Here is a 21,906-nt window from a genome sequence, read left to right as displayed (position 1 = left end):
CGGGGACCGGTATCTGGGGAAGCGTCGGCTATATCCCTGCCCAGCGCTGCCGCCTGCGACGCCAGGTTCAGGTCTTTACGGCCAGGACCAGCGGCGACATCCCCCGACGTCGGTGATCGAGACGCCCGAGGAACGCGATCAGGAGGGCCTCGGCACCTGGTGGGACACCCTCCAGGCAGCTGACCGGATGAGGTCCGGCTGTGATCATCACAGCGGGAGATTGGGCCGTTGTCAGTGGTGTGGGGTTGCATGGGGGCATGAGTAACCAGGAGCTGCGTGCCGAAGCCGACGCCATCCTTGCTGAGCTGGTCGGCGATCCGGGGGGTTCGGCGCGCCTTCGGGAGGATCAGTGGCAGGCCGTGGCGGCCCTGGTCGAGGAACGTCGGCGTGCTCTTGTCGTGCAGCGCACCGGCTGGGGCAAGTCGGCGGTGTACTTCGTGGCCACGGCCTTGCTGCGGCGGCGTGGCTCCGGCCCCACGGTGATCATCTCGCCGTTGCTGGCGCTGATGCGGAACCAGGTCGAGTCGGCGGCGCGGGCCGGTATCCAGGCGCGCACGATCAACTCTGCCAACCCCGAGGAGTGGGACACCATCTATGAGGAGGTCGAGCGCGGCGAGACCGACGTGCTCCTCGTGAGTCCGGAACGCCTCAATTCCGTGGATTTCCGCGATCAGGTGCTGCCCAAGCTCGCCGCCACGACCGGCCTGCTGGTGGTCGACGAGGCGCACTGCATCTCCGACTGGGGCCATGACTTCCGGCCGGACTACCGCCGGCTGCGCGCGATGCTGGCCGAGCTTCCCGCCGGTGTGCCGGTACTGGCCACCACCGCGACGGCGAACGCGCGGGTGACCGCGGACGTGGCCGATCAGCTGGGTACTGGTGCCGGCGAGGCGCTGGTGCTACGAGGCCCGCTGGACCGGGAAAGTCTGCGCCTGGGTGTGGTCCGGCTGCCGGACGCTGCGCACCGCCTGGGCTGGCTCGCCGAGCACCTGGACGAGCTCCAGGGCTCCGGCATCATCTACACGCTGACGGTCGCCGCGGCCGAGGAGGCCACCGCTTTCCTGCGTCAGCGCGGCTTCAACGTGGCCTCGTACACGGGTAAGACGGAGAACGCCGACCGGCTTCAGGCCGAGATCGACCTTCAGGAGAACCGGGTGAAGGCGCTGGTCGCGACCTCCGCGCTGGGGATGGGCTTCGACAAGCCGGACCTCGGGTTCGTGATCCATCTCGGCTCGCCGTCCTCACCGATCGCCTATTACCAGCAGGTGGGGCGTGCGGGGCGCGGTGTGGCCCACGCCGATGTCCTGCTGCTGCCGGGCAAGGAGGACGAGGCCATCTGGCGCTACTTCGCCGATACGGCCTTCCCGCCCGAGACGCAGGTCCGGCAGACCCTCTCGGCACTCGAGGGTGCGGGACGGCCGCTGTCCGTGCCCGCCCTGGAGGCGGCGGTCGATCTTCGGCGCAGTCGCCTCGAGTCGATGTTGAAGGTGCTGGACGTCGACGGTGCGGTCAAGCGCGTGAAGGGCGGCTGGACGGCCACGGGAGCCGACTGGGTGTACGACTCAGAGCGCTACGCGTGGGTGGCCAAGCAGCGGGCGGCCGAGCAGCAAGCCATGCGCGATTACGCGAGCACGTCCCAGTGCCGGATGGAGTTCCTGCGCCGGCAGTTGGACGACGAGGGGGCGGCGCCGTGCGGGCGTTGCGACAACTGCGCGGGGGCCTGGGCCGATTCCTCGGTTTCGGCGGAGATGCTGACCGGGGCCGCCAGGGAGCTGGATCGCCCGGGGGTGGAGGTCGAGCCGCGCCGCATGTGGCCGACGGGGATGCCCGCGCTGGGCATCGACCTCAAGGGACGCATCCCGGCCAAGGAGCAGTGCTCCACCGGCCGTGCCCTGGGACGCCTCTCGGACATCGGCTGGGGCAACCGACTGCGCCCGCTACTGGCCGAGAACGCGCCCGACGGTCCCGTCCCCGACGACGTCCTCAAGGCAGCGGTGGCGGTCATCGCCGACTGGGCGCGCTCGCCCGGGGGCTGGGCGCCCAATGTTGCGGATGCCTCTGCACGGCCGGTGGGAGTCGTCGCCGTGCCGTCCCTGACCCGCCCGCAGCTGGTCGGTTCTCTCGCGCAGGGCATCGCGACCATCGGCCACCTCCCCTTCCTGGGCGCACTGACGTACACCGGGTCGGGTGACGTACACGCGCCACGCCGCAGTAACTCCGCTCAGCGCCTCAGGGCGCTATCCGGCACCTTCGCCGTTCCTGACGACCTGGCCGCCGCCCTGGCCGGCACACCCGGTCCGGTCCTGCTCGTGGACGACTACACGGACTCCGGCTGGACCCTCGCGGTCGCCGCACGACTGCTCCGGCAGGCGGGGAGCGAGCAGGTCCTTCCGCTGGTGCTCGCTGCGGCGGGCTGATGGCGGTCGTGGCCCATGCCGCAGAAGTATCCGGAGCCTGCTCTGGGCTGCCTTGCCCTGCGCGTGGACGTACTGCAGTACGTCCACGCAGCCACCCTCACGCTTGCGCATACGTTCCTGGAGGCGCTTCCTAGGAGCCATGCATTGCAGCGTGGGAGTCGCGTCTGAGCAGAGCCATGCACTGCAGCGTGAGAGCCGCGCCTGAGCGCAACGATCGTCTCGCACGCGAAGTCCCGGGCTGCGTACGGTCGCTGAGTCGGCGTCAGCATGTGAGCGCATTGCCGGGACAAGCATGGCCCGACGGGTCGGCTTCGCGCGAATACCCCTTCCGGCCTGTGGACAACTCCTGTCGTGTCCCTGACCCGGGTTGTCCACAGGTCAAAACGGAATCTTGAGATTCGCGGCATGGTCGTCACATGACGAATCACAGCGAAGCAGCAGGCGCACCCGGCACAGCCCAGGTCACCCTGCGCAACCCGTCCGAACTGGCCGAGGCTCTCCCGTACTTGCTCGGGTTCAGGCCCGAGGACAGCATCGTGCTCGTCGCCCTGCACCGCGGACGCTTCGGCGGCCGTGTGCGTCTCGGGATCCCTGAGCGCCCCGGCGATTGGCCGTCCGTCGCACACGAGATGGCCAAGTGCCTGATCAGCGGAAGCGAGAAGAAGGACGGAACGCCGGACGGCATCGTCGCGTTCCTGTGCCAGGACCCGAAGACCACCGAGACCGGGCGGCAGGTCATGGAGCGCCTGCGGCCGCTGGCACAGATGCTGCGCTTGGCGTGCGGTCGCCTCGACGTGCCCGTGGTCGAGACCCTCTGCATCGCCGACGATCACTTCTGGTCGTACAGCTGCCCTGTCGCGGAGTGCTGCCCGCCCGACGGCACACCGCTGGCCGCACCCGGCACGTCTGTCACGGCGGCCGCGATGACGTACGCGGGCATCCAAGTGCGGCGTCCACCACGGGAGATGAGGGCCAGGCTCGCGCCGTGGCAGACCGCAGCCGTCGCAGCGCAGGAGCGGGCGTTGGACGCCGCGGCCATGGCCCTTGTTCCCAGGATTCTCGCCGGTGTCCCGCGCGCCGAGGTCGCGGACGAGACGCTCGATCTCGCACGGCGGGTCTGGAGCCGTTTCGAGCACATTCCGAACGGCGGCGACATGCTGGAAGCCGATCTCAAGGACGACGCACAACTCGCACACGACGAGGCGGCGAGGCTGATCCTCGGCCTCCAGGACCGGCTGACCCGGGATCACGCGGCCGAGTGGATGGAGGGTGAGGAGGCACCGCTTGTCCTGCGCCTGTGGCGAGCCCTGGCCCGCCGCTGCGTGGGGCCGTACGGCGAGCACGCAGCTGCTCCGCTGACGCTCGCCGGCTGGGTCGCGTGGTCTCTGGGTGACCGAGTGGAGGCCGGCGAGGCTTTGGACATGGCGCTCGCCGCGGATCCGCGGTACGTCTTCGCCCGGCTTCTCATGGAGGCGTGCAGCGCGGACCTGGATCCGGAGCCGGTGCGGCGCAGCCTGCGCAAGACACGGGACGAGCGGAGCGTGACACTGCCCGGGGTGGATTCGGGGGCGGACTTTGACGGTGCCGGGGCTGGAGCATCGGTGGGTGCGGGGCCCGGCACCGGCGTCAACGCCGAAGGCTCCGCTGGTCGTACGGGCCAAGGAACCCCCGGCCGGCGAAGTGCAGAGGACTCGAGGGAGCCCGCCGAGGATCGGGTGACGCGGGCCCTGGAGGCGGCCTTGCGCCGGCGCGGATCGCGACGTGCAGGCGCAGGTAAGGGGCCCGCCCAGGCTGGGGCGCATGCGCCGAGGCGCCCGCAGGGGCGTCGGCGAGTGGGACGGCAGGGCACGAGGCGGGACGGATGAGTGCCGACGCGTGGCGCAAGTCCCGCGTGCCGGGGTCTTTGACCGCGCAGACACCGACCGGTGCGGGGGAGTCGGGGACGGGCGTGGGGCGTCGTCTCCTCGGCTTCCTTTGCCCCGGGCGTGACTTGGGGTGGGGCAGGCCCGTTCTCCTCTGTGGCACAGCCCGTGACCGGGCCACGCCGCCGTCTCCCCGCCGACCCTTCGGAGCGCCATCGGCGCCTCGCGCGCGCCCAGCGCGGAAGGAGCCATCCCATGCCGCCCACCCTGGAGAAGGACGCCACACCAGGTGCCGTCGGACCACCCTGCGCGTGCGGTACCCCCGGCCGTCAGGGGGGCGAGGCGGCGGTGATGCCTTCAGCTGCACGCGCGCCGGAACCCGAGGAGTCGTTCGTCGGCCGGGCAGGCGGAGCAGCGGGCCAGGCCCCTGGAATCGTCGCCGGCATCTCGCCGCCCCCACCAGCTGAGGTATGGACCGCGCCCGCGGGCGCGCCGTCCGCGGCCTTGGGAGTGCCGTCCGACACCGCAGAGCCGTCAGCCGCCATCACGGGCGCGCCGTCCGCTCAAGCACCGACGTCGGCAATCTCCCCAGCGACCTCGCCCACCCGCCGCAAGGCTCCGGCTTCACCCGCTGCCCGCAACGCTTCACCTCCACTCGCGCCCCCCGGTCGTGTGAATGCGTCCGCTCCCCGGCGCTCCACGGAGCTGCCGCCGGCGCATACGGCGCTGATCTGCGTGGCGCTGCCCTCGCTCGCGATCTCTTCGGAGCAAGGGCAATTGACGGGCAATGGACTGGAGGGGTTCTACCGCGCGGGGCGCCGGCTGCTGTCGCGCTGCCTGCTCCGGGTGGCGGGGCGCGAGCCGGTCGCGGTGCAGGCCCGCATGGTCACCGCCGACCGGGCCCGATTCGTGGCGACGCTGCGGCCTGTGGTGGACGGCGGGCCCGACCCGGACATCATGGTCGAACGGATACGGCATGCCGACGGCACGGAGCAGATCACGCTGCGCAGTTCCGCCACGCGCCCGCTGCGGCTTCCGGTCGAGGTCGGCCTCGGTACGGATCTGGCCGAGCTGGGGGCGGTGGCGGCCGGGCGGCCGGGGCGTGAACTGTCCGCCACCGTCCACGACTCCGGCCTGCGATGGTCGTCGCCAACAGGTCACGCTGTGGTCACCGCCGACCCGCCGCCCCGCGATGCGCTCGCCTCCGCCGGGCTGCTGCGCTGGGAGTTCGACCTGCCTCCGGGCGGCACGTGGAGTGTCGAACTACGGGTACGAGGCGATGGCGGGGGTACGGGCAGGCCGGTCGGGCATGGCACCGTTCGTCCGCTCGCCGGGGCGGAAGCGGCAGGGGACGACGCACGGGTGGGCCCGCTGCTGAGAACGTGCGCAGAGGACCTGCACGCGTTGCTGCTGCGCGACCCTGCCCACCCCTCGGACCTCTACCTCGCCGCCGGCGCGCCCTGGCGCTGCGGCCTGGCTCCGGCCGAGGCGTTGGCGGCGGCGCGGATGGCACTGCCTCTGGGGACGCGGTTGGCCGCGGGCACACTCAGAGCCCTGGCCCGCACCCAACTCCCGGGAACGGGACGGGAGTCGGGGATGATCCCCGGCCCGCTGAGAGACGCAGGCCCGCATCTGCCGCCAGGCTGCACCGGAACCGAAGCGACGCTCCTGTTTCCCGCGCTCCTCGCGGAGGCGAGACGCTGGGGCCTTCCCGAGCAGGAGGTGGCCGAGCTGCTGCCGACGGCGGAGCGCTGCCTCCACTGGCTGCGGACCGCCGTCGGTGACGGGACGTACCTGGCGGACCCCGGTCCCGGGGGACCGTTGCGCGGCGAGACCCAGGCGCACGCCCACCGGGCCGCCCTGCTTGGCGCTGATCTCCTCGAAGCCCACGGCCGACCCGGCGCCGTAGAACTGCGCCAGTGGACCGAAGTGCTGCGGACGCGGTTCAGAGAGGACTTCTGGGCCGAGGACCGTGGAGGAGGCAGGCCCGCCGCCGCCCGCACGCCGGACGGACGTCTCCTGCCCCACCTGGGCGGCGCCGCGGTCCATCTCCTCGACACAGGGTTGCTCGGCGGTGGCCTGACGGCGCCGGGCCTCCTGGACAAGGTGCAGACCGAACAGCTCGCGCGACTCCTCGGCGGTCCGGCGCTCGACTCGGGATGGGGGCTGCGCAGCCTGGGCGTACGGGAGGCGTCGTACAACCCGTTCGGGCATCGTGGCGGAGCCGTGCGCGTCCAGGAGACGGTGCTGGCTGTGGGCGGTCTGGCTGCTGCCGGCTATGAGAAGGAGTCGAGCTCGTTGCTGCGGGGCGTCCTGGCCGCGGCCGAGGCCTTCGGGTTCCGGCTGCCGGAGATGTACGCGGGGGAGCAGCGTGCCGAAGGGGGCGCCCCGCTTCCGCATCCGGCCGCCTGCAGACCCGCGGCCACCGCCGCGGCGGCAGGGGTGCAGCTGCTCGCCTCCCTCGCCGGGATCCGGCCGGACGCGCCTGCCGGGACGGTGACTCTGAGGCCGATGCGCAGCGCACCCCTGGGGGAGATCGGACTGTCCGGGCTGCGGGTGGCGGGCGCTCCGTTCTCGGTGAGGGTCAGCAGGCTCGGTCTCGCCATGGTCGAGGAGGCGGCCGACGGGCTGCAGTTGGGGGTGTGACCGGGGCGGACGTGAGTTCGGAAGATCGGCGGGTCCCACCTGGCGAACTTCGAAGAGGCCTCGATCGACGATCGCGAAGGGAGTGTTTATCGTCAGGAAGACGACTATGATCGCGGCATGTCGCCCTACGACCCGTCGGCCTTCCCGCCCTTCGCAGTCACCGTCGACCTGGTCGTGCTGACCGTGCGCCGTCACGCGCTCTGTGCGCTCGCGGTGCGGCGTGGTGAACCGCCGTTCCAGGGGCGTTGGGCACTCCCCGGCGGCTTCGTGCGCGACGACGAGGACCTTTCGTCGGCAGCGGCGCGCGAACTGATCGAGGAGACCGGGCTCTGCGCCCATGATCCCGCGGACCCGGACCAGGTCAACGGCGCGCACCTGGAGCAGCTGGCCACCTACGGCGACCCCAAGCGTGACCCTCGTATGCGCGTGGTCAGCGTCGCCCATCTGGCCCTGGCGCCGGATCTGCCCGCACCGCGTGCGGGCGGGGACGCGCACAGCGCGCGCTGGGCACCCGTGGAAGCCCTGCTGGACCAGAGTGGCTATGGGCGCGAGGGTGAGCAGGCGGCGCCCCTGGCCTTCGACCATGCGCAGATCCTCGCGGACGGAGTGGAGCGCGCCCGCTCGAAGATCGAGTATTCGTCGCTCGCCACGGCCTTCTGCCCGCCCGAGTTCACGGTCGGTGAGCTGCGGCGCGTGTACGAGGCGGTGTGGGCCGTCGCGCTCGATCCGCGCAACTTCCACCGCAAGGTGACGGGCACCCCGGGCTTCCTCGTGCCCACCGGCGGTACCACCACCCGCCAGGGCGGCAGGCCGGCCCAGCTCTTCCGTGCCGGGGGCGCGACACTGCTCAACCCGCCGATGCTGCGCCCCGAGGTGTGACCCGGAGCTGACCTGGTCCGGCCTCCGGACTCTGCCTACCCGCGCCGCGCAGGGACACCCGGGGCCCACTACCTGCCCGAAAAGACGGAAATGTCGCGTTATCTTTCTGGAGTACCCACGGGGTTCGTCCGTCCCCGATCGGCGGACGGGTCCCGACCGCCGAGCGGTCGCACATCCTGCGAGAGAAGCGATGATCCAGGCCTTCGGACTGACCAGCAATCCCCGCCAGGAGCTCCCGCCCGCTGTCGACGACGTGTCCTTCGAGGCACCGACGGGTCGCGTCACTGCGCTTCTCGGCGCTCACGCGTCCGGCAAGACGACGGCGGTTCGGCTGATGCTCGAACTCCAACAAGGCCGTGGAATCACGCATTTCAGAGGCCGCCCCCTGCATCGGATCCCCCATCCCTCCCGTGAAGTCGGGGTGTTGCTCGGCGAGGTCCAGGGGCATCCGTCCCGAACGGTGCGCGGACAGCTGCGCATGTTGTGCGCGGCTGTAGGTGTGCCGGTGCAGCGTGCCGACGAGGTGCTCGAAGTCGTCGGCATCGTCAGCCTGCGTGAACAGCGACTCGGCACGCTCTCGCGTGGCATGGACCGGCGCCTCGGCCTCGCCTGCGCGCTTCTCGCGGACCCGCACACGCTCGTCCTCGACGCGCCCGCCGACGGGCTCTCGGCGCGCGAGAGCAAGTGGCTGCACGGCATCCTGCGGGCACACGCGTCGCTCGGCGGCACCGTGCTCTTCACCACCGACGACGCCAAGGAGGCGGCGCGGACCGCCGACCGCGTCGTCTCCCTGGAATCGGGACGCGTCATCGCGGACCAGGGCGTCGCCGACTTCTCCCGTACGAGGCTGCGTCCCCGCGTCGCCGTCCGCAGCCCACATGCCGCCCGCCTCGGTGTCCTGCTGGCCAAGGAGGCGCGCGCGACGCAGCGTTCCGTCGAGGTCGTGAACGAGGACGGCAACCGTCTCTCCGTATACGGCAGCAACTGCGCGGACGTCGGCGAAACCGCGTTCCGCCACAGCATCCTGGTCCACCAACTCGCCGACGAGGTCGGGGATGCGGGGCCTGCGGTGAGAGTTCCGGTGCGGGTGCGTGATGAAGAAGTCCGTGGCCCGGAGCCGACGGCGCCCCAGGCGACCGGGGCGGAAGCGTCGCCTCTGGCCGCAGAGCCGTCGGAACCCGCAGAGCCGTCGGAACCCGCAGAGCCGTCGGAACCCGCCGCACCGTCAGTGCAGGCGCAGGCGCCTGCATGCACTTCGCCTGCCCGGGATTCCTCGCACTCCACAAGCACGTTCGTCCCGCTCCCCACCGACGCGGACCTTGACGGCGTCGCCTCCCGTGCCGCGACACTGCCGGCCGACGACCCGGACTCCGAGACGTCCGGAACCCCCTCGGCTCCCGCCCTCCCCCCCGCCCCCCTGTCCCCCCTCCCACCCCCCATCACGATCCATCCCGCTCGTAGCCCGCTCCGTCCGCTGCGTTACGAGGTCCGCCGGGCGACCGGCATCGCCACCGGTTACCTCACCGCGGCTGCCGTCCTCGTCGCTTCCGCGATCGTCGCCGTACTGCTGGGGCGGACCGGTCACACCCCGCAGTCACGCCTGCTGGCCGCCTGGCCCCAGGAACTGCCGCTCCCGCCGGCCGCCCTCGGCGCGGGACTGCTCGGGGCCTTCGCGTTCGGCGATGAATTCCGTCACCCCGCGCTCGCCGCCGACCGCGGCACCGTCCCCCGTCGCCTGGGACTCCTGTGCGCGAAACTCGCCGTCGCAGCGGCCATCGCCGTCCTGCTGGCCTTCCTCGTCGTCGCCTCCGACGTGTTGCTGCTCCACCTTGTATACGGCGAAGAGCTCACAGAGGTTCCCGCCGACTGGCTTTCGACGAGCGCGAGTTGGCTTGCGCTCGTCGTGGGCTGCGCCTGGGCCGGGGTTCTCGCCGCCGGTGTCTTCCGGTCGACGACGGCAGGGCTGGCCGCCGTACTCGCCGTTCCGGTCCTCGTAGTACCCGTCGTACAGAAGGCGTTGGAGGGACCATCTGTGCGAACGGCGGCGGGACTTCCGTCGAGGCTTCGTGATCTGGCGCTCGTGCACTGGCCGTTCGGCGCGGAGCGTTTTCTGGCCGCGGTGCTGCGCATGATCGCCCAACCTGTGGGCGGCGCGCTGATGTTGTCGCTGACCGCTCTGCTCTGCGCTTATCTGCTCACGGTGCTGCGCCCCAGGGCTCGATGACGACTGTCCGGCGCCTTCTGGCGCAGCGTCGCGCACAACTCCCCGACGATCGCTCGTTTCCGTCCGATAAGGCGTCAATTGCGACGGGGTAAGCGATCACCCTTTCGTGTGCTTTTCACCAAAGACCTCAAGGGACTTGGGGGCGGCGCCGACAACAGATCCGTGAGTACCCTTGCGCACACCATGATGACCGCCGCCCGCTCCGCCGACTCCGGCCTGGCCGGCCCGGGCGAACTCGACCGTTACCCCTATGGGGAGGCCAACGGTGCCGACCGTGTCGGCGCCCCTGTTTGGGATGTCGCGGATCAGGATCTCGGCCGGATGGGGCGGCGGGCCGCCGGCAGCCGTGGCCGCGGCCTGCACGGCCAACTCGTCCAGCAGCTGGGCCAGATGATTGTTTCCGGGGACCTCGGCGCGGACCGCCCGCTCGTGCCCGAGGAGATCGGTCAGCGATTCGAGGTGTCCCGCACCGTCGTCCGCGAGTCGCTTCGCGTCCTCGAAGCCAAGGGCCTGGTCAGCGCCCGCCCCAATGTCGGCACCCGCGTCCGCCCCGTCAGCGACTGGAACCTGCTCGACCCGGACATCATCGAATGGCGTGCCTTCGGGCCGCAGCGCGACGACCAGCGCCGCGAGCTGAACGAGCTGCGGTGGACGATCGAGCCCCTCGCCGCGCGGCTCGCGGCCGGACACGGCCGGGAGGACGTCCAGCAGCGGCTCACCGACATGGTCGAGATCATGGGGCACGCCCTGGGGCAGGGTGACCCGATCACCTTCGCCCGCGCCGACGCCGAGTTCCATGCCCTGCTCATCCAGCTCGCGGGCAATCGCATGCTCGAGCACCTGTCCGGCATCGTCTCCGCGGCCCTCCAGGTCTCCGGGGGGCCCGTCACCGGCTGTGACCGTCCGAACGAGGTGGCCGTCGCGCACCACGGCCGGATCGCCGACGCCCTCGCCGCGGGCGACGGTACGGGCGCGGAGGCGGCGATGCGCCAGCTGCTCACCGTCCACCCCGATGTCGAACGCGTGGTCCCCGCGCCCCGCGAGCACTGACCCGCTTCCTTGGCGATTCGGTGGTCCGGCGCCTCGGTGCACCCCCGGCGTTCGGCACATCGCGCGGTCCGGACATCGCACGGTCCGGATGCGCCCACCAGCTGTTCCCGCGTGTCGCCGGACCGCGCCTGTTCCCCCGGGATCTGGCGCGATCCGGCGACACGTGCGTGGACCATGGGTTCCATCGGCTCGAGCTGGGTACCTCAAAAGTGGCCGTGTTTGACCGTATCCATTAGTTTTTGACCGCTTACGGGGTGTGACTCGGGCCACGCAGATTGGGCGTAACGATCCTCGGAACAGCGCGATGACCTAAGAGGTGACAGCCGAGGAGGGAATACAGCAGCCACGTATGGCGCTGTCCATCTCCCCGGCCCCCGCCCGCGCCGCCGGCCCATCCCCAGTCGGCGGTCGTCGGCTCCGGTCCTCACAGGACGGGGCCGGAAGCCGTTTTCCAACGTTCCGAGAGGTTGTTCGTGTCGGCCAGCACATCCCGTACGCTCCCGCCGGAGATCGCCGAGTCCGTCTCTGTCATGGCGCTCATTGAGCGGGGAAAGGCTGATGGCCAGATCGCCGGCGACGACGTGCGCCGTGCCTTCGAGGCCGACCAGATTCCGGCCACTCAGTGGAAGAACGTTCTGCGCAGCCTCAACCAGATCCTCGAGGAAGAGGGTGTGACGCTGATGGTCAGTGCCGCGGAGCCGAAGCGCCCCCGCAAGAGCGTCGCAGCTAAGAGCCCGGTCAAGCGCACCGCCACCAAGACCGTCGCTGCCAAGACGGTCACGGCGAAGAAGGTCGCTGCCACGGCCACCCCCGAGTCCCCGGCCGACGAGGTCGAGGCTGAGGACGCCGAACCCAAGAAGGTCGCAGCCAAGAAGACGACGGCCAAGAAGGCCGCCGCGAAGAAGACCGTCGCCAAGAAGGCGACGGCGAAGAAGACGTCCGGCAAGAAGGACGACGAGGTCGACGACGAGGCCACCGAGGAGACCCCCGGTGCGGCCAAGGCCGAAGGCGAGCCCGGCGAGGAGGGCGCGCAGGGCTTCGTGCTGTCCGACGAGGACGAGGACGACGCGCCCGCGCAGCAGGTCGCCGCGGCCGGCGCCACCGCCGACCCCGTCAAGGACTACCTGAAGCAGATCGGTAAGGTCCCGCTGCTCAACGCCGAGCAGGAGGTCGAGCTCGCCAAGCGCATCGAGGCCGGCCTGTTCGCCGAGGACAAGCTCGCCAACGCCGACAAGCTCGCCCCGAAGCTCAAGCGCGAGCTGGAGATCATCGCCGAGGACGGCCGCCGCGCCAAGAATCACCTCCTGGAGGCGAACCTCCGTCTGGTGGTCTCCCTGGCCAAGCGTTACACCGGCCGCGGCATGCTCTTCCTGGACCTGATCCAGGAGGGCAACCTCGGCCTGATCCGCGCGGTCGAGAAGTTCGACTACACCAAGGGCTACAAGTTCTCCACGTACGCGACGTGGTGGATCCGCCAGGCGATCACCCGCGCCATGGCAGACCAGGCCCGCACCATCCGTATCCCGGTGCACATGGTCGAGGTCATCAACAAGCTCGCGCGCGTGCAGCGCCAGATGCTCCAGGACCTGGGCCGCGAGCCCACCCCGGAGGAGCTGGCCAAGGAACTCGACATGACCCCCGAGAAGGTCATCGAGGTCCAGAAGTACGGCCGCGAGCCGATCTCCCTCCACACCCCCCTGGGCGAGGACGGCGACAGCGAGTTCGGTGACCTCATCGAGGACTCCGAGGCGGTCGTGCCGGCCGACGCGGTCAGCTTCACGCTCCTCCAGGAGCAGCTGCACTCCGTTCTCGACACCCTTTCGGAGCGCGAGGCGGGCGTCGTCTCGATGCGTTTCGGTCTCACCGACGGCCAGCCGAAGACCCTCGACGAGATCGGCAAGGTCTACGGCGTCACGCGTGAGCGGATCCGTCAGATCGAGTCCAAGACGATGTCGAAGCTGCGCCACCCGTCGCGTTCGCAGGTTCTGCGCGACTACCTGGACTAGAAGCGCGACCGCCCGGACCGGCTCCGTGCGGTGCGTGCCTCATCGAAGGGCCCGGCTCCCCTGTGGGGGTCGGGCCCTTCGGCGTGCTCGTGTGCATGACGCATGAAGTTCACTCACGCTGGGTGTGTCGATACAACTCAGAGTGAGGACACCGAATGCGTCGTCCCTTCGCCCGAACGCTGTTCCGGGCGCCTGCCCTGCTGGCGGCGGCGGCCTTGCTGCCCCTGGCTTTCCCTGCTTCGTCGGCGGCGGACAGTGTGGTCATCGGGGGCCGGTCGGTCCGGGTGGCCGACAGTCCGTGGATGGTGGCGCTCTCCAGCCGTGACCGGTTCGGGGGTACCCGGTCCGGTCAGTTCTGCGGGGGTGTCGTGGTCGGGCGGTCGACCGTCATGACCGCCGCCCACTGCCTGAGCCCCGAGGTCCTGGGCACCGCGCTGCGCGCCGTGAGTGACCTCAAGGTCATCGCGGGGCGTGATGACCTGCGGACCCGGTCGGGCGCGGAGATCCCGGTGCGTCGCACCTGGGTCAACCCCGAATACGACCCCGAGACCAACTCCGGGGATGTGGCGCTCATCACGTTGGACGCGCCGCTGCCCCAGGGATACGTGATCCCCATGGCGGGGCCCGGGGACCCTGCGTACGCGACGAGTACCAGCGCCGCGGTCTACGGCTGGGGCGACACCACGGGAGTCGGTGACTACGCGAACACTCTGCGGGCCGCACGCGTGCAGGTGCTGGGTGACTCCGTGTGCAAGGCGGCCTATCCGAGGAGCTCCGAGGGGGCGTTCCTCGCTCGCACGATGCTGTGTGCAGGGAAGCTGCAGGGCGGGCGGGATGCCTGCCAGGGGGACAGCGGTGGCCCTCTGGTGGCGCGCGGGCGCCTGATCGGGCTCGTGTCGTGGGGGAGTGGCTGTGGGCACCCTGGGAGCCCCGGCGTCTACACCCGGGTGTCGGAGGCCATGCGCGTCATGCCGGAGCCTGCCTGACGCGCTCAGGGCGCCTCACGGGCATGTGCCGGGCTGATGCGAGGACGGGCGGCCACCCCTGTGGTGCAGGGATGGCCGCCCGATCACCGGCCTGGGCCGGAGCTGGCTCGTCGTTGTGCGAGGCGTCAGCGTTCCTCGGTTTCGGCGCTTACCGGAACGGCGGTCAGGCGCTCCGTCTCGTCCTGTATCTCAGCGGCGATCTTCTTGAGTTCCGGCTCGAACTTGCGGCCATGGTGGGCGCAGAAGAGCAGTTCACCACCGCTGATGAGCACGACGCGCAGGTATGCCTGGGCGCCGCAACGGTCACAGCGGTCAGCCGCCGTCAGCGGGCTCGCGGGGGTCAGAACAGTAGTCACGTCGCCTCTTCTCTAGCTCGACGAGCTGTCGTACCAGGGTCAACATCCAACCAGGCCGAAAACGTTCCCGCTCGTGGCTTTTCCTCGAAAAATCTTTCCGAGGGGCTGTCTGTTGCCGGTTGGCGGCGAATGTGCCGTATTGCGTCTCTTACGTGTCTTACGGGTTCGCGCGTTCCGTCAGGTCGGTCCTCGCCGACTGGCTTGTCGGTTGTGAATGAGGACGTGCCCGGAGCCTAAATGGTTCATGCCTCGAAGGGAACGTGATGTGCGCTTCACCCCATCGAGGGATCGAACATGCATGCGATGCTGCACTAGTCTTGGCGGAGGCGAGGGTTGCGTTACAACGGCTCTACCAGGCCTCGGTACCCTCTGAGCGGCGACCGAAGCCGACCCCTTACCCAAAAGGGTTCCAAGTGAAATTCAGCGAGGAGCGAACTGCGTGACCGCCGAAACGTCCGTGCCGTCCACAGCGCTGCTGACCGGAGCAGGCGGCATCGTGGACAAGGACAGTTCCAACTACACCGCGCGGCACCTGCTCGTCCTCGAGGGACTCGAGGCCGTACGCAAGCGCCCAGGCATGTACATCGGGTCGACGGACAGCCGTGGCCTGATGCACTGCCTCTGGGAAATCATCGACAACTCCGTCGATGAGGCCCTCGGCGGCTATTGCGACCACATCGAGGTCATCCTTCATGACGACGCCTCCGTAGAGGTGCGGGACAACGGCCGCGGCATCCCCGTGGACGTCGAGCCCAAGACCGGGCTCTCCGGGGTCGAGGTCGTCATGACCAAGCTGCACGCGGGCGGCAAGTTCGGCGGAGGGTCCTATGCGGCCTCCGGCGGCCTGCACGGCGTGGGCGCCTCCGTGGTGAACGCGCTCTCCGCGCGGCTCGACGTCGAGGTCGACCGCGGCGGGAACACGCACGCCATCAGCTTCCGCCGCGGTGTCCCCGGCGCCTTCGCCAAGCCGGGACCCGACGCGGCGTTCGACTCGTCCGCGCGGCTCAGCAAGGTCAAGCGGGTCCCGAAGAACCGCACCGGCACGCGCGTGCGCTACTGGGCCGACCGCCAGATCTTCCTCAAGGACGCCAAGCTCTCCCTGGAGAACCTGCACCAGCGCGCCCGCCAGACCGCGTTCCTCGTGCCCGGCCTGACCATCGTCGTGCGCGACGAGTACGGGCTCGGTGACGGCGGCAGCAAGGGCGAGGAGTCCTTCCGCTTCGACGGAGGCATCAGCGAGTTCTGCGAGTACCTCGCCACCGACAAGCCGGTGTGCGACGTCCTGCGTTTCTCCGGACAGGGCACGTTCAAGGAGACCGTCCCCGTCCTCGACGACCACGGTCAGATGACGCCGACCGAGGTCACCCGCGAGCTCGGCGTGGACATCGCGCTGCGCTGGGGCACCGGCTACGACACGGCACTCAGGTCGTTCGTCAACATCATCGCCACGCCCAAGGGCGGCACCCACGTGAGCGGCTTCGAGCGCTCGCTCACCAAGACGATGAACGAGGTCCTGCGCTCCCAGAAGCTGCTGCGCGTCGCCGAGGACGACGTCGTCAAGGACGACGCCCTGGAGGGCCTGACGGCCGTCGTCACGGTGCGTCTCGCCGAGCCGCAGTTCGAGGGCCAGACCAAGGAGGTGCTCGGCACCTCGGCGGCCAACAGGATCGTCGCGAACGTCCTGGCCAAGGAACTCAAGGCGTTCCTGACCTCCACCAAGCGCGACGCGAAGGCCCAGGCCCGCGCCGTCATGGAGAAGGCCGTCGCCGCTGCCCGTACGCGGATCGCGGCCCGCCAGCACAAGGACGCGCAGCGCAGGAAGACGGCCCTCGAGTCCTCGTCACTGCCGGCCAAGCTCGCCGACTGCCGCAGCGACGACGTGGGCCGCAGCGAGCTCTTCATCGTCGAGGGGGACTCCGCGCTCGGCACCGCCAAGCTGGCCCGGAACTCCGAGTTCCAGGCGCTCCTGCCGATCCGCGGCAAGATCCTCAACGTTCAGAAGTCGTCCGTGTCGGACATGCTGAAGAACGCCGAGTGCGGCGCGATCATCCAGGTCATAGGAGCCGGGTCCGGGCGGACCTTCGACATCGACGCCGCTCGCTACGGGAAGATCATCCTGCTCGTCGACGCCGACGTCGACGGCGCGCACATCCGTACCCTGCTCCTGACCCTCTTCCAGCGCTACATGCGGCCGATGATCGAGGCCGGCCGCGTGTTCGCCGCGGTGCCGCCACTGCACCGCATCGAGCTCGTCCAGCCGAAGAAGGGCCAGGACAAGTACGTCTACACGTACTCGGACCGCGAGCTGCGCGAGACGCTCCTCGAGTACCAGCGCAAGGGCGTGCGCTACAAGGACTCGATCCAGCGTTACAAGGGCCTCGGTGAGATGGACGCCGATCAGCTGGCGGAGACCACCATGGACCCCCGCCACCGCACGCTGCGCCGGATCAACATCGGCGAGCTGGACGCCGCGGAGCAGGTCTTCGATCTGCTCATGGGCACGGACGTGGCGCCGCGCAAGGAGTTCATCAGCAGCTCGGCCGCGACGCTCGACCGCTCGCGCATCGACGCCTAGGGGCGACCCGGACGCCGGCTCCACCCGTGGGTGGAGCCGGCTGATCCACCCATGATCCACCCCAGCTCCGATCCCGTGAACCGGCCTTTTCCGTAACTTCGAAGACGTTGCTCGACGCCGCTGCCCGGCGTCGTCCGGCGAAGTTCTCGAACTGCTCGAAATCCTCGAAGTCACGGAAAATCGGAGGCCGCCATGTCCGGGCTCACCAATGTCCTGGTGATCATCGCCGTCGTCGTGCTGGTGGTCGTCCGTCAGTTCAAGGCGCAGCAGATCACCACGGACAAGCGCTTCTGGGTCGTGCCCGCCGTGCTCGTCTTCATGGCCTTGCGCAAGCCGGACCTCCTCGACTCCCACCACCAGACCCTCTCGGCCTCGCTCATAGGCGTTGAGCTGCTCGTCGGTCTCGCCCTCGGCGCCGGCTGGGCCTGGACCACCAGGATCTGGACCGCGCAGGACGGCACCGTGTGGAGCAAGAGCACCAAGGCCAGCGGCGCCGTCTGGGTCGTCGGGATCGCCGTACGGGCCGGTCTCTACGCCGCCGGCGCGGCCTTCGGTATCAAGCAGGGCAGCGCCGCGCTCATGCTCGCCCTCGCGGCCACACTGCTCGTCCGCTCCGGAGTCCTGATCTGGCGTGCGCAGTCCCTGCGGCCTGCACCCCAGGGGGCCGGGGCGTACGGTGACGGCGTGCCCGTGCCGTCGTGGAAGGACCGTGTGTGACGCCCGGAGCCTGGACCAGCTGGCCCTCGAGGGAGGCGCTCTCCCGCGAAGGGCTCACACGGGCGCGGCGGGTCCTGGCCCGCGTCGTGCGAGGGGTCACGCTCACGGCTCTCGTGTGGACCGCGGCAGCGGAGCGTGGCGTGCACGGCTGGGCCGTCGCCCTGGCGCCGGTCGTGCTCATCGCCTGCGGCGCCGCGGCCTGGGGGTTCTTCCGGACCACGCTGGAACACCTGCTGTGGCCCTCCGTGGGATTGCTGGCCCTCCTGCTGGGCGCCGCATTCGGGGCGGAGCAGGCGGGATTCAGAGGGCCGGCGCTCGTCCTCTGGTGCGGCTGCGCAATCACCGCCCTTGAGCGGCTGCCTCTGGTCGCGGCCATTCCTCTCACGGCCGGTGCGCTCACGGGGTTCGCGATCCTGAACCACGACGCATGGTTCACCACGGCGGTCACCACCATCGGGCTCTGCCTTGCGGGATACGTCCTGCGTCTCGACGCGGAGGCAAGAGGAAGCGCCCACCGGCTGCTCCGCCAGGAGCGGGCCGCGCGGGCCGCGGAGGCGGAATCCGCCGCACTGGCCGAGCGGGCCCGGATCGCGCGGGAGATCCATGACGTCCTGGCGCACAGCCTCTCCGCCCAGCTCGTCCACCTCGAAGCGGCCCGCCTGCTCATCGAGCGGGGCGCGGACCTCGACCAGATCCACGAGCGGGTGGTAGCCGCCAGGGCCATGGCACGCGACGGGCTCACCGAGACGCGCCAGGCACTCTCGGCGCTGCGCGGCGAGATGACGCCGCTGGAGGACTTCCTGCGCGAACTCGTCGCCACGGACGGCGCGACGGTCTCGGTGGAGGGTGTGCGGCGCCCGCTGTCCGTCGAGGCGTCACAGACCGTACGCAGGGTCGCCCAGGAGGCCCTGACGAACGTCCGCAAGCACGCGCCCGGCGCGAAGGCCCAGGTGAGACTGGAGTACGGCAGCGCCGAAGTGACCCTCGAGGTAAGGGATTCGGGCTCGTCCGCGCCGTCCGGGGAGCTCACTGTCAGTGGCTCCGGCTACGGTCTGTTGGGGATGAGAGAGCGTGCGGAGCTGCTCGGCGGCACGCTCGTGGCAGGGCCGTGCGAGGAGGGTTTCACAGTGAAGCTGAAGGTACCCACATGAGCGGGACGGACCCGGGGGCGGGCGGGGCGGATCGCGTTGCGGACGCGGCAGGTTCGCAGGCAGGCGCGGCGGATGCGGCGGGTTCGCAGAGAGGTGGTGCGGAGCGCAGGGACGCCCGAGTGGTGGTTGCCGATGACCAGACGGTCGTGCGTGAGGGCATCGTGATGCTGCTCGGGCTGCTGCCCGGCATCGAAGTCGTCGGAGCGGCCGGTGACGGCGACGAGGCCGTCGCGCTCGTCGCCCAACTCGCCCCGGACGTCGTCCTCATGGACTTGCGCATGCCGCGCTGTGACGGGGTGGAGGCGACGCGGCGCATCCGGTCGGAGTATCCCGGGACCCAGGTCGTCATCCTCACCACGTACGCGGACGACGAGTCGCTGTTCCCCGCTCTCAAGGCCGGAGCCCGCGGCTATCTGACCAAGGACGCGGGCGGCGACGAGATCGTGCGGGCCGTGGAGGACGTGCTCTCCGGTGACGCGGGGCTGTCACCGAAGATCCAGCGCCGGCTCCTGGAGCGTCTTTCGGAGCCCGCACCGGCCCCCGCGCCCGTGGAGCCGCCCGACGGAATCACCGCGCGTGAGGCCGAAGTTCTGAGGCTCATCGCCGAGGGGCTGACCAATCAGGAGATCGCCCGCGCCCTGCATGTCTCCACGGCGACAGTGAAGACACACATCAACAATCTCTTCGCCAAGACCGGCCTCAAGGACCGGGCCCAGGCGGTGCGGTATGCCTATCGGCACGGCCTGGTTCAGCCACCGGGGCCGGCCATCACCTAATGGGGTGAAGGGGGATGTGAGAAGAGTCCGGGATCTTCCCGATCTGCCCATCCTTGGGTTCGCGGCCTAAGTGGCCTGCGGACAAGGAGAGTTCGGTGGAGAAGCACGACGGGCGCGAGGTGGCGCAGACCCGGGCCGGTGATCGCGGTGTTCTCGGCGATCCCTGGTACGACGCGCTGGCCTCCGGGTGGGGCGAGTTGGACGGCACGGGGGCACCGGCCCCGGCCGTACCTCCCCAGGCCGCGCCCCCGGAGCGGAGCGCGGCAGCGATCTATCTGGAGGTGCAGCGCAGCGCCGCCTTCCAGGAAGTGCGCAGCCGTTACCGGAGGTTCGTCATTCCGGCCGCCGCCGCCTTCTTCGCCTGGTACCTGGCGTACATCCTGGCGGCGACGACGGCCCCCGGTCTGATGGGCAGGCCTGTCGCCGGAGCGGTGAACGTGGCAATGCTGGCGGGCCTCGGACAGTTCCTCAGCACCTTCCTCCTGACGTGGCTGTACTCGCGCCACGCGCGGCTGCGAAGGGACCGCGCGGCGCTAGAACTGCGCTGGGACACCCAGGAGATGACCCGAGTGATCGAGGGTGGCCAGCGGTGACCGGGAACCATCAGACGCTGGCGCTGTTGCTGTTCAGCGTGTTCGTCGCCGTCACACTGGCGATCACCACATGGGTGAGCCGTAACAGGCACGGATCGGCGGAGGAGTTCTACGCGGGCGGGCGGCTCTTCTCGCCCATGGAGAACGGTTTCGCCATCGCGGGCGACTACATGTCGGCCGCCTCCTTCCTCGGCATCTCGGGCCTGATCGCGCTCTTCGGCTACGACGGCCTGCTCTACTCGGTCGGGTTCCTCGTGGCCTGGCTCGTCGTGCTGCTGCTGGTCGCCGAACTCGTGCGCAACTGCGGGCGGTTCACGCTCGCCGACGTCATCGCCGCCAGGATGCGGGAGCGTCCCGTGCGGATCGCGGCGGGAACTTCTTCGGTCACGGTGTCCGTTCTCTACCTGGTGGCGCAGATGGTGGGCGCGGGCAGCCTGGTCGCGCTGCTGCTCGGCAGCAGCGGCGGAGCCGTACAGGCGTGGACCGTCGTCGGCGTCGGCGGGCTCATGGTCATCTATGTGTCGCTGGGAGGAATGCGGGCCACCACCTGGATCCAGATCGTCAAGGCGGTCCTGCTCATGGGCGGGGCGATCACCCTTACCGTGCTCGTCCTGGTGCGTTTCCACGGGGACTTCGACCAACTGCTGCGTACGGCGGCGCAGCGCAGCGGGCACGGAGCCGCCTTCCTGGCGCCCGGACTGAAGTACGGCGGCGACTGGACCGCGCGGCTCGACTTCATCAGCCTGGGTCTGGCACTCGTGCTCGGCACCGCCGGACTGCCGCACATCCTGTCGCGCTTCTACACAGTTCCGACCGCACGGGCCGCGCGCCGCTCGGTCATCTGGTCCATCGGACTCATCGGCAGCTTCTACCTGATGACCATCGTGCTCGGCTTCGGCGCGGCGGCGATCGTGGGCTCCGACGCCGTGCGCGGTTCGAACGCGGCGGGGAACACGGCGGTTCCGCTGCTCGCGCTCGATCTGGGCGGAGGCCCGGACTCCACGGGCGGAACGGTTCTGTTCGCGGTGGTCGCGGCCGTCGCCTTCGCCACGATCCTCGCCGTCGTCGCCGGGATCACGCTCGCATCCTCGGCGTCCGTGGCCCACGATCTGTACGCGTCCCTGCGCCGTCCCCGTGCCAAGCCGCGCAGTGAGGTCGCCGTGGCCCGCGTCGCCGCCGCCGGTATCGGCGTGGTGGCGATCGCCCTGGGGCTGCTTGCCCGTGACCTCAATGTGGCGTTCCTCGTGGGACTCGCCTTCGCCGTGGCGGCATCCGCGAACCTGCCCGTACTGCTCTACTCCCTGTTCTGGCGGAACTTCACCACCCGCGGCGCCGTGTGGTCCGTCTACGGGGGGCTCGTGCCCGCCCTCATCCTGGTGGTCCTCTCACCGGTGGTGTCCGGTAGCGAGACCTCGTTGTTCCCCGGCGTGGACTTCCAGTTCTTCCCGCTGGAGAACCCCGGCCTCGTCTCGATCCCCCTCGGATTCCTGGCGGGCTGGCTCGGCACGGTCACCTCGGCCGAACCACCGGACGAGGCCAAGCACGCGGAGACCGAGGTGCGTGCGCTGACCGGAGCGGGAGCGGTCTGAGGACCGAGCCCCATGTGTGGCTGCCCCACATGGGGCCGTGCCCATGTGGGGCCGTGCCCCCCTGCGAGGCGCCCCGGAG

15 protein-coding genes are annotated in these 21,906 nt (G+C 70.2%); 14 read left to right on the top strand and 1 reads right to left on the bottom strand.

Annotation, left to right across the window (positions count from 1 at the left end; genetic code table 11):
* Nucleotides 1-257 precede the first annotated feature (257 nt).
* The 8 genes from ACIPWY_RS09900 (at nt 258) to ACIPWY_RS09865 (ending at nt 14,070) form a co-directional block, all read left to right on the top strand.
* On the top strand, nt 258-2,417 hold the full coding sequence (locus ACIPWY_RS09900; RefSeq protein WP_393700413.1) for a RecQ family ATP-dependent DNA helicase: 2,160 nt from the start codon (nt 258-260) through the stop codon (nt 2,415-2,417).
* Between the two features lie 416 nt (nt 2,418-2,833).
* The gene (locus ACIPWY_RS09895; protein WP_401532642.1) at nt 2,834-4,282 is read left to right on the top strand and encodes a DUF4192 domain-containing protein; all 1,449 of its coding nucleotides are present in this window, start codon (nt 2,834-2,836) and stop codon (nt 4,280-4,282) included.
* A 702-nt stretch (nt 4,283-4,984) separates the two neighbouring features.
* Entirely contained in the window at nt 4,985-6,925 is a 1,941-nt protein-coding gene (locus ACIPWY_RS09890; RefSeq protein WP_393700468.1) for a glycogen debranching N-terminal domain-containing protein, read from the top strand.
* A gap of 117 nt (nt 6,926-7,042) precedes the next feature.
* Nucleotides 7,043-7,804, top strand: coding sequence for an NUDIX hydrolase (locus ACIPWY_RS09885; protein ID WP_362906994.1), 762 nt, complete (start codon nt 7,043-7,045; stop codon nt 7,802-7,804).
* A 190-nt stretch (nt 7,805-7,994) separates the two neighbouring features.
* Nucleotides 7,995-10,028 (top strand): ATP-binding cassette domain-containing protein, encoded by a 2,034-nt coding sequence (locus tag ACIPWY_RS09880; protein WP_393700409.1) that lies wholly within the window; start codon nt 7,995-7,997, stop codon nt 10,026-10,028.
* A 162-nt stretch (nt 10,029-10,190) separates the two neighbouring features.
* On the top strand, nt 10,191-11,078 hold the full coding sequence (locus tag ACIPWY_RS09875) for a FadR/GntR family transcriptional regulator (RefSeq protein WP_362906990.1): 888 nt from the start codon (nt 10,191-10,193) through the stop codon (nt 11,076-11,078).
* A gap of 467 nt (nt 11,079-11,545) precedes the next feature.
* Nucleotides 11,546-13,084, top strand: a complete 1,539-nt coding sequence (locus ACIPWY_RS09870; protein ID WP_362906988.1) for an RNA polymerase sigma factor — start codon at nt 11,546-11,548, stop codon at nt 13,082-13,084.
* A gap of 155 nt (nt 13,085-13,239) precedes the next feature.
* Nucleotides 13,240-14,070 (top strand): serine protease, encoded by an 831-nt coding sequence (locus ACIPWY_RS09865; protein ID WP_362906986.1) that lies wholly within the window; start codon nt 13,240-13,242, stop codon nt 14,068-14,070.
* A gap of 125 nt (nt 14,071-14,195) precedes the next feature.
* On the opposite strand, the gene ACIPWY_RS09860 is transcribed toward ACIPWY_RS09865, so the two are convergent.
* Nucleotides 14,196-14,426: a hypothetical protein gene (locus ACIPWY_RS09860; protein WP_127825940.1), complete on the bottom strand. Its 231-nt coding sequence runs from the start codon at nt 14,424-14,426 to the stop codon at nt 14,196-14,198.
* A 439-nt stretch (nt 14,427-14,865) separates the two neighbouring features.
* Between ACIPWY_RS09860 and ACIPWY_RS09855 the strand changes: the two genes are divergently transcribed.
* The 6 genes from ACIPWY_RS09855 (at nt 14,866) to ACIPWY_RS09830 (ending at nt 21,827) form a co-directional block, all read left to right on the top strand.
* Nucleotides 14,866-17,001, top strand: coding sequence for a type IIA DNA topoisomerase subunit B (locus tag ACIPWY_RS09855; RefSeq protein WP_393700406.1), 2,136 nt, complete (start codon nt 14,866-14,868; stop codon nt 16,999-17,001).
* Between the two features lie 192 nt (nt 17,002-17,193).
* A complete protein-coding gene (locus ACIPWY_RS09850) occupies nt 17,194-17,718 on the top strand; it encodes a DUF1453 domain-containing protein (protein ID WP_362906982.1) in 525 nt (174 codons plus the stop codon).
* Entirely contained in the window at nt 17,715-18,869 is a 1,155-nt protein-coding gene (locus ACIPWY_RS09845) for a sensor histidine kinase (protein ID WP_393700404.1), read from the top strand. The genes ACIPWY_RS09850 and ACIPWY_RS09845 overlap by 4 nt, the downstream gene beginning before the upstream one ends.
* Nucleotides 18,870-19,033: 164 nt before the next feature.
* Complete coding sequence (locus ACIPWY_RS09840) at nt 19,034-19,645, top strand: response regulator transcription factor (protein WP_362907051.1); 612 nt, start codon at nt 19,034-19,036, stop codon at nt 19,643-19,645.
* A gap of 95 nt (nt 19,646-19,740) precedes the next feature.
* Entirely contained in the window at nt 19,741-20,238 is a 498-nt protein-coding gene (locus ACIPWY_RS09835; protein ID WP_227297786.1) for a DUF485 domain-containing protein, read from the top strand.
* Entirely contained in the window at nt 20,235-21,827 is a 1,593-nt protein-coding gene (locus ACIPWY_RS09830) for a cation acetate symporter (RefSeq protein WP_393700401.1), read from the top strand. Before ACIPWY_RS09835 ends, ACIPWY_RS09830 begins: the two co-directional genes overlap by 4 nt.
* Nucleotides 21,828-21,906 lie beyond the last annotated feature (79 nt).

The sequence above is a fragment of the Streptomyces sp. NPDC090032 genome, assembly GCF_044748025.1.
GTDB lineage: Bacteria > Actinomycetota > Actinomycetes > Streptomycetales > Streptomycetaceae > Streptomyces.
Note: the sequence above shows the minus strand (reverse complement) of the source record. Positions and strands in the feature narration are given on the sequence as shown.

Bases quoted from the DNA above. Each gene is read 5' to 3' on its own strand.
- ACIPWY_RS09900 (WP_393700413.1), top strand. From the start codon at position 258: ATGAGTAACCAGGAGCTGCGTGCCGAAGCCGACGCCATCCTTGCTGAG.
- ACIPWY_RS09895 (WP_401532642.1), top strand. From the start codon at position 2,834: ATGACGAATCACAGCGAAGCAGCAGGCGCACCCGGCACAGCCCAGGTC.
- ACIPWY_RS09885 (WP_362906994.1), top strand. From the start codon at position 7,043: ATGTCGCCCTACGACCCGTCGGCCTTCCCGCCCTTCGCAGTCACCGTC.
- ACIPWY_RS09880 (WP_393700409.1), top strand. From the start codon at position 7,995: ATGATCCAGGCCTTCGGACTGACCAGCAATCCCCGCCAGGAGCTCCCG.
- ACIPWY_RS09865 (WP_362906986.1), top strand. From the start codon at position 13,240: ATGCGTCGTCCCTTCGCCCGAACGCTGTTCCGGGCGCCTGCCCTGCTG.
- ACIPWY_RS09850 (WP_362906982.1), top strand. From the start codon at position 17,194: ATGTCCGGGCTCACCAATGTCCTGGTGATCATCGCCGTCGTCGTGCTG.
- ACIPWY_RS09840 (WP_362907051.1), top strand. From the start codon at position 19,034: ATGCTGCTCGGGCTGCTGCCCGGCATCGAAGTCGTCGGAGCGGCCGGT.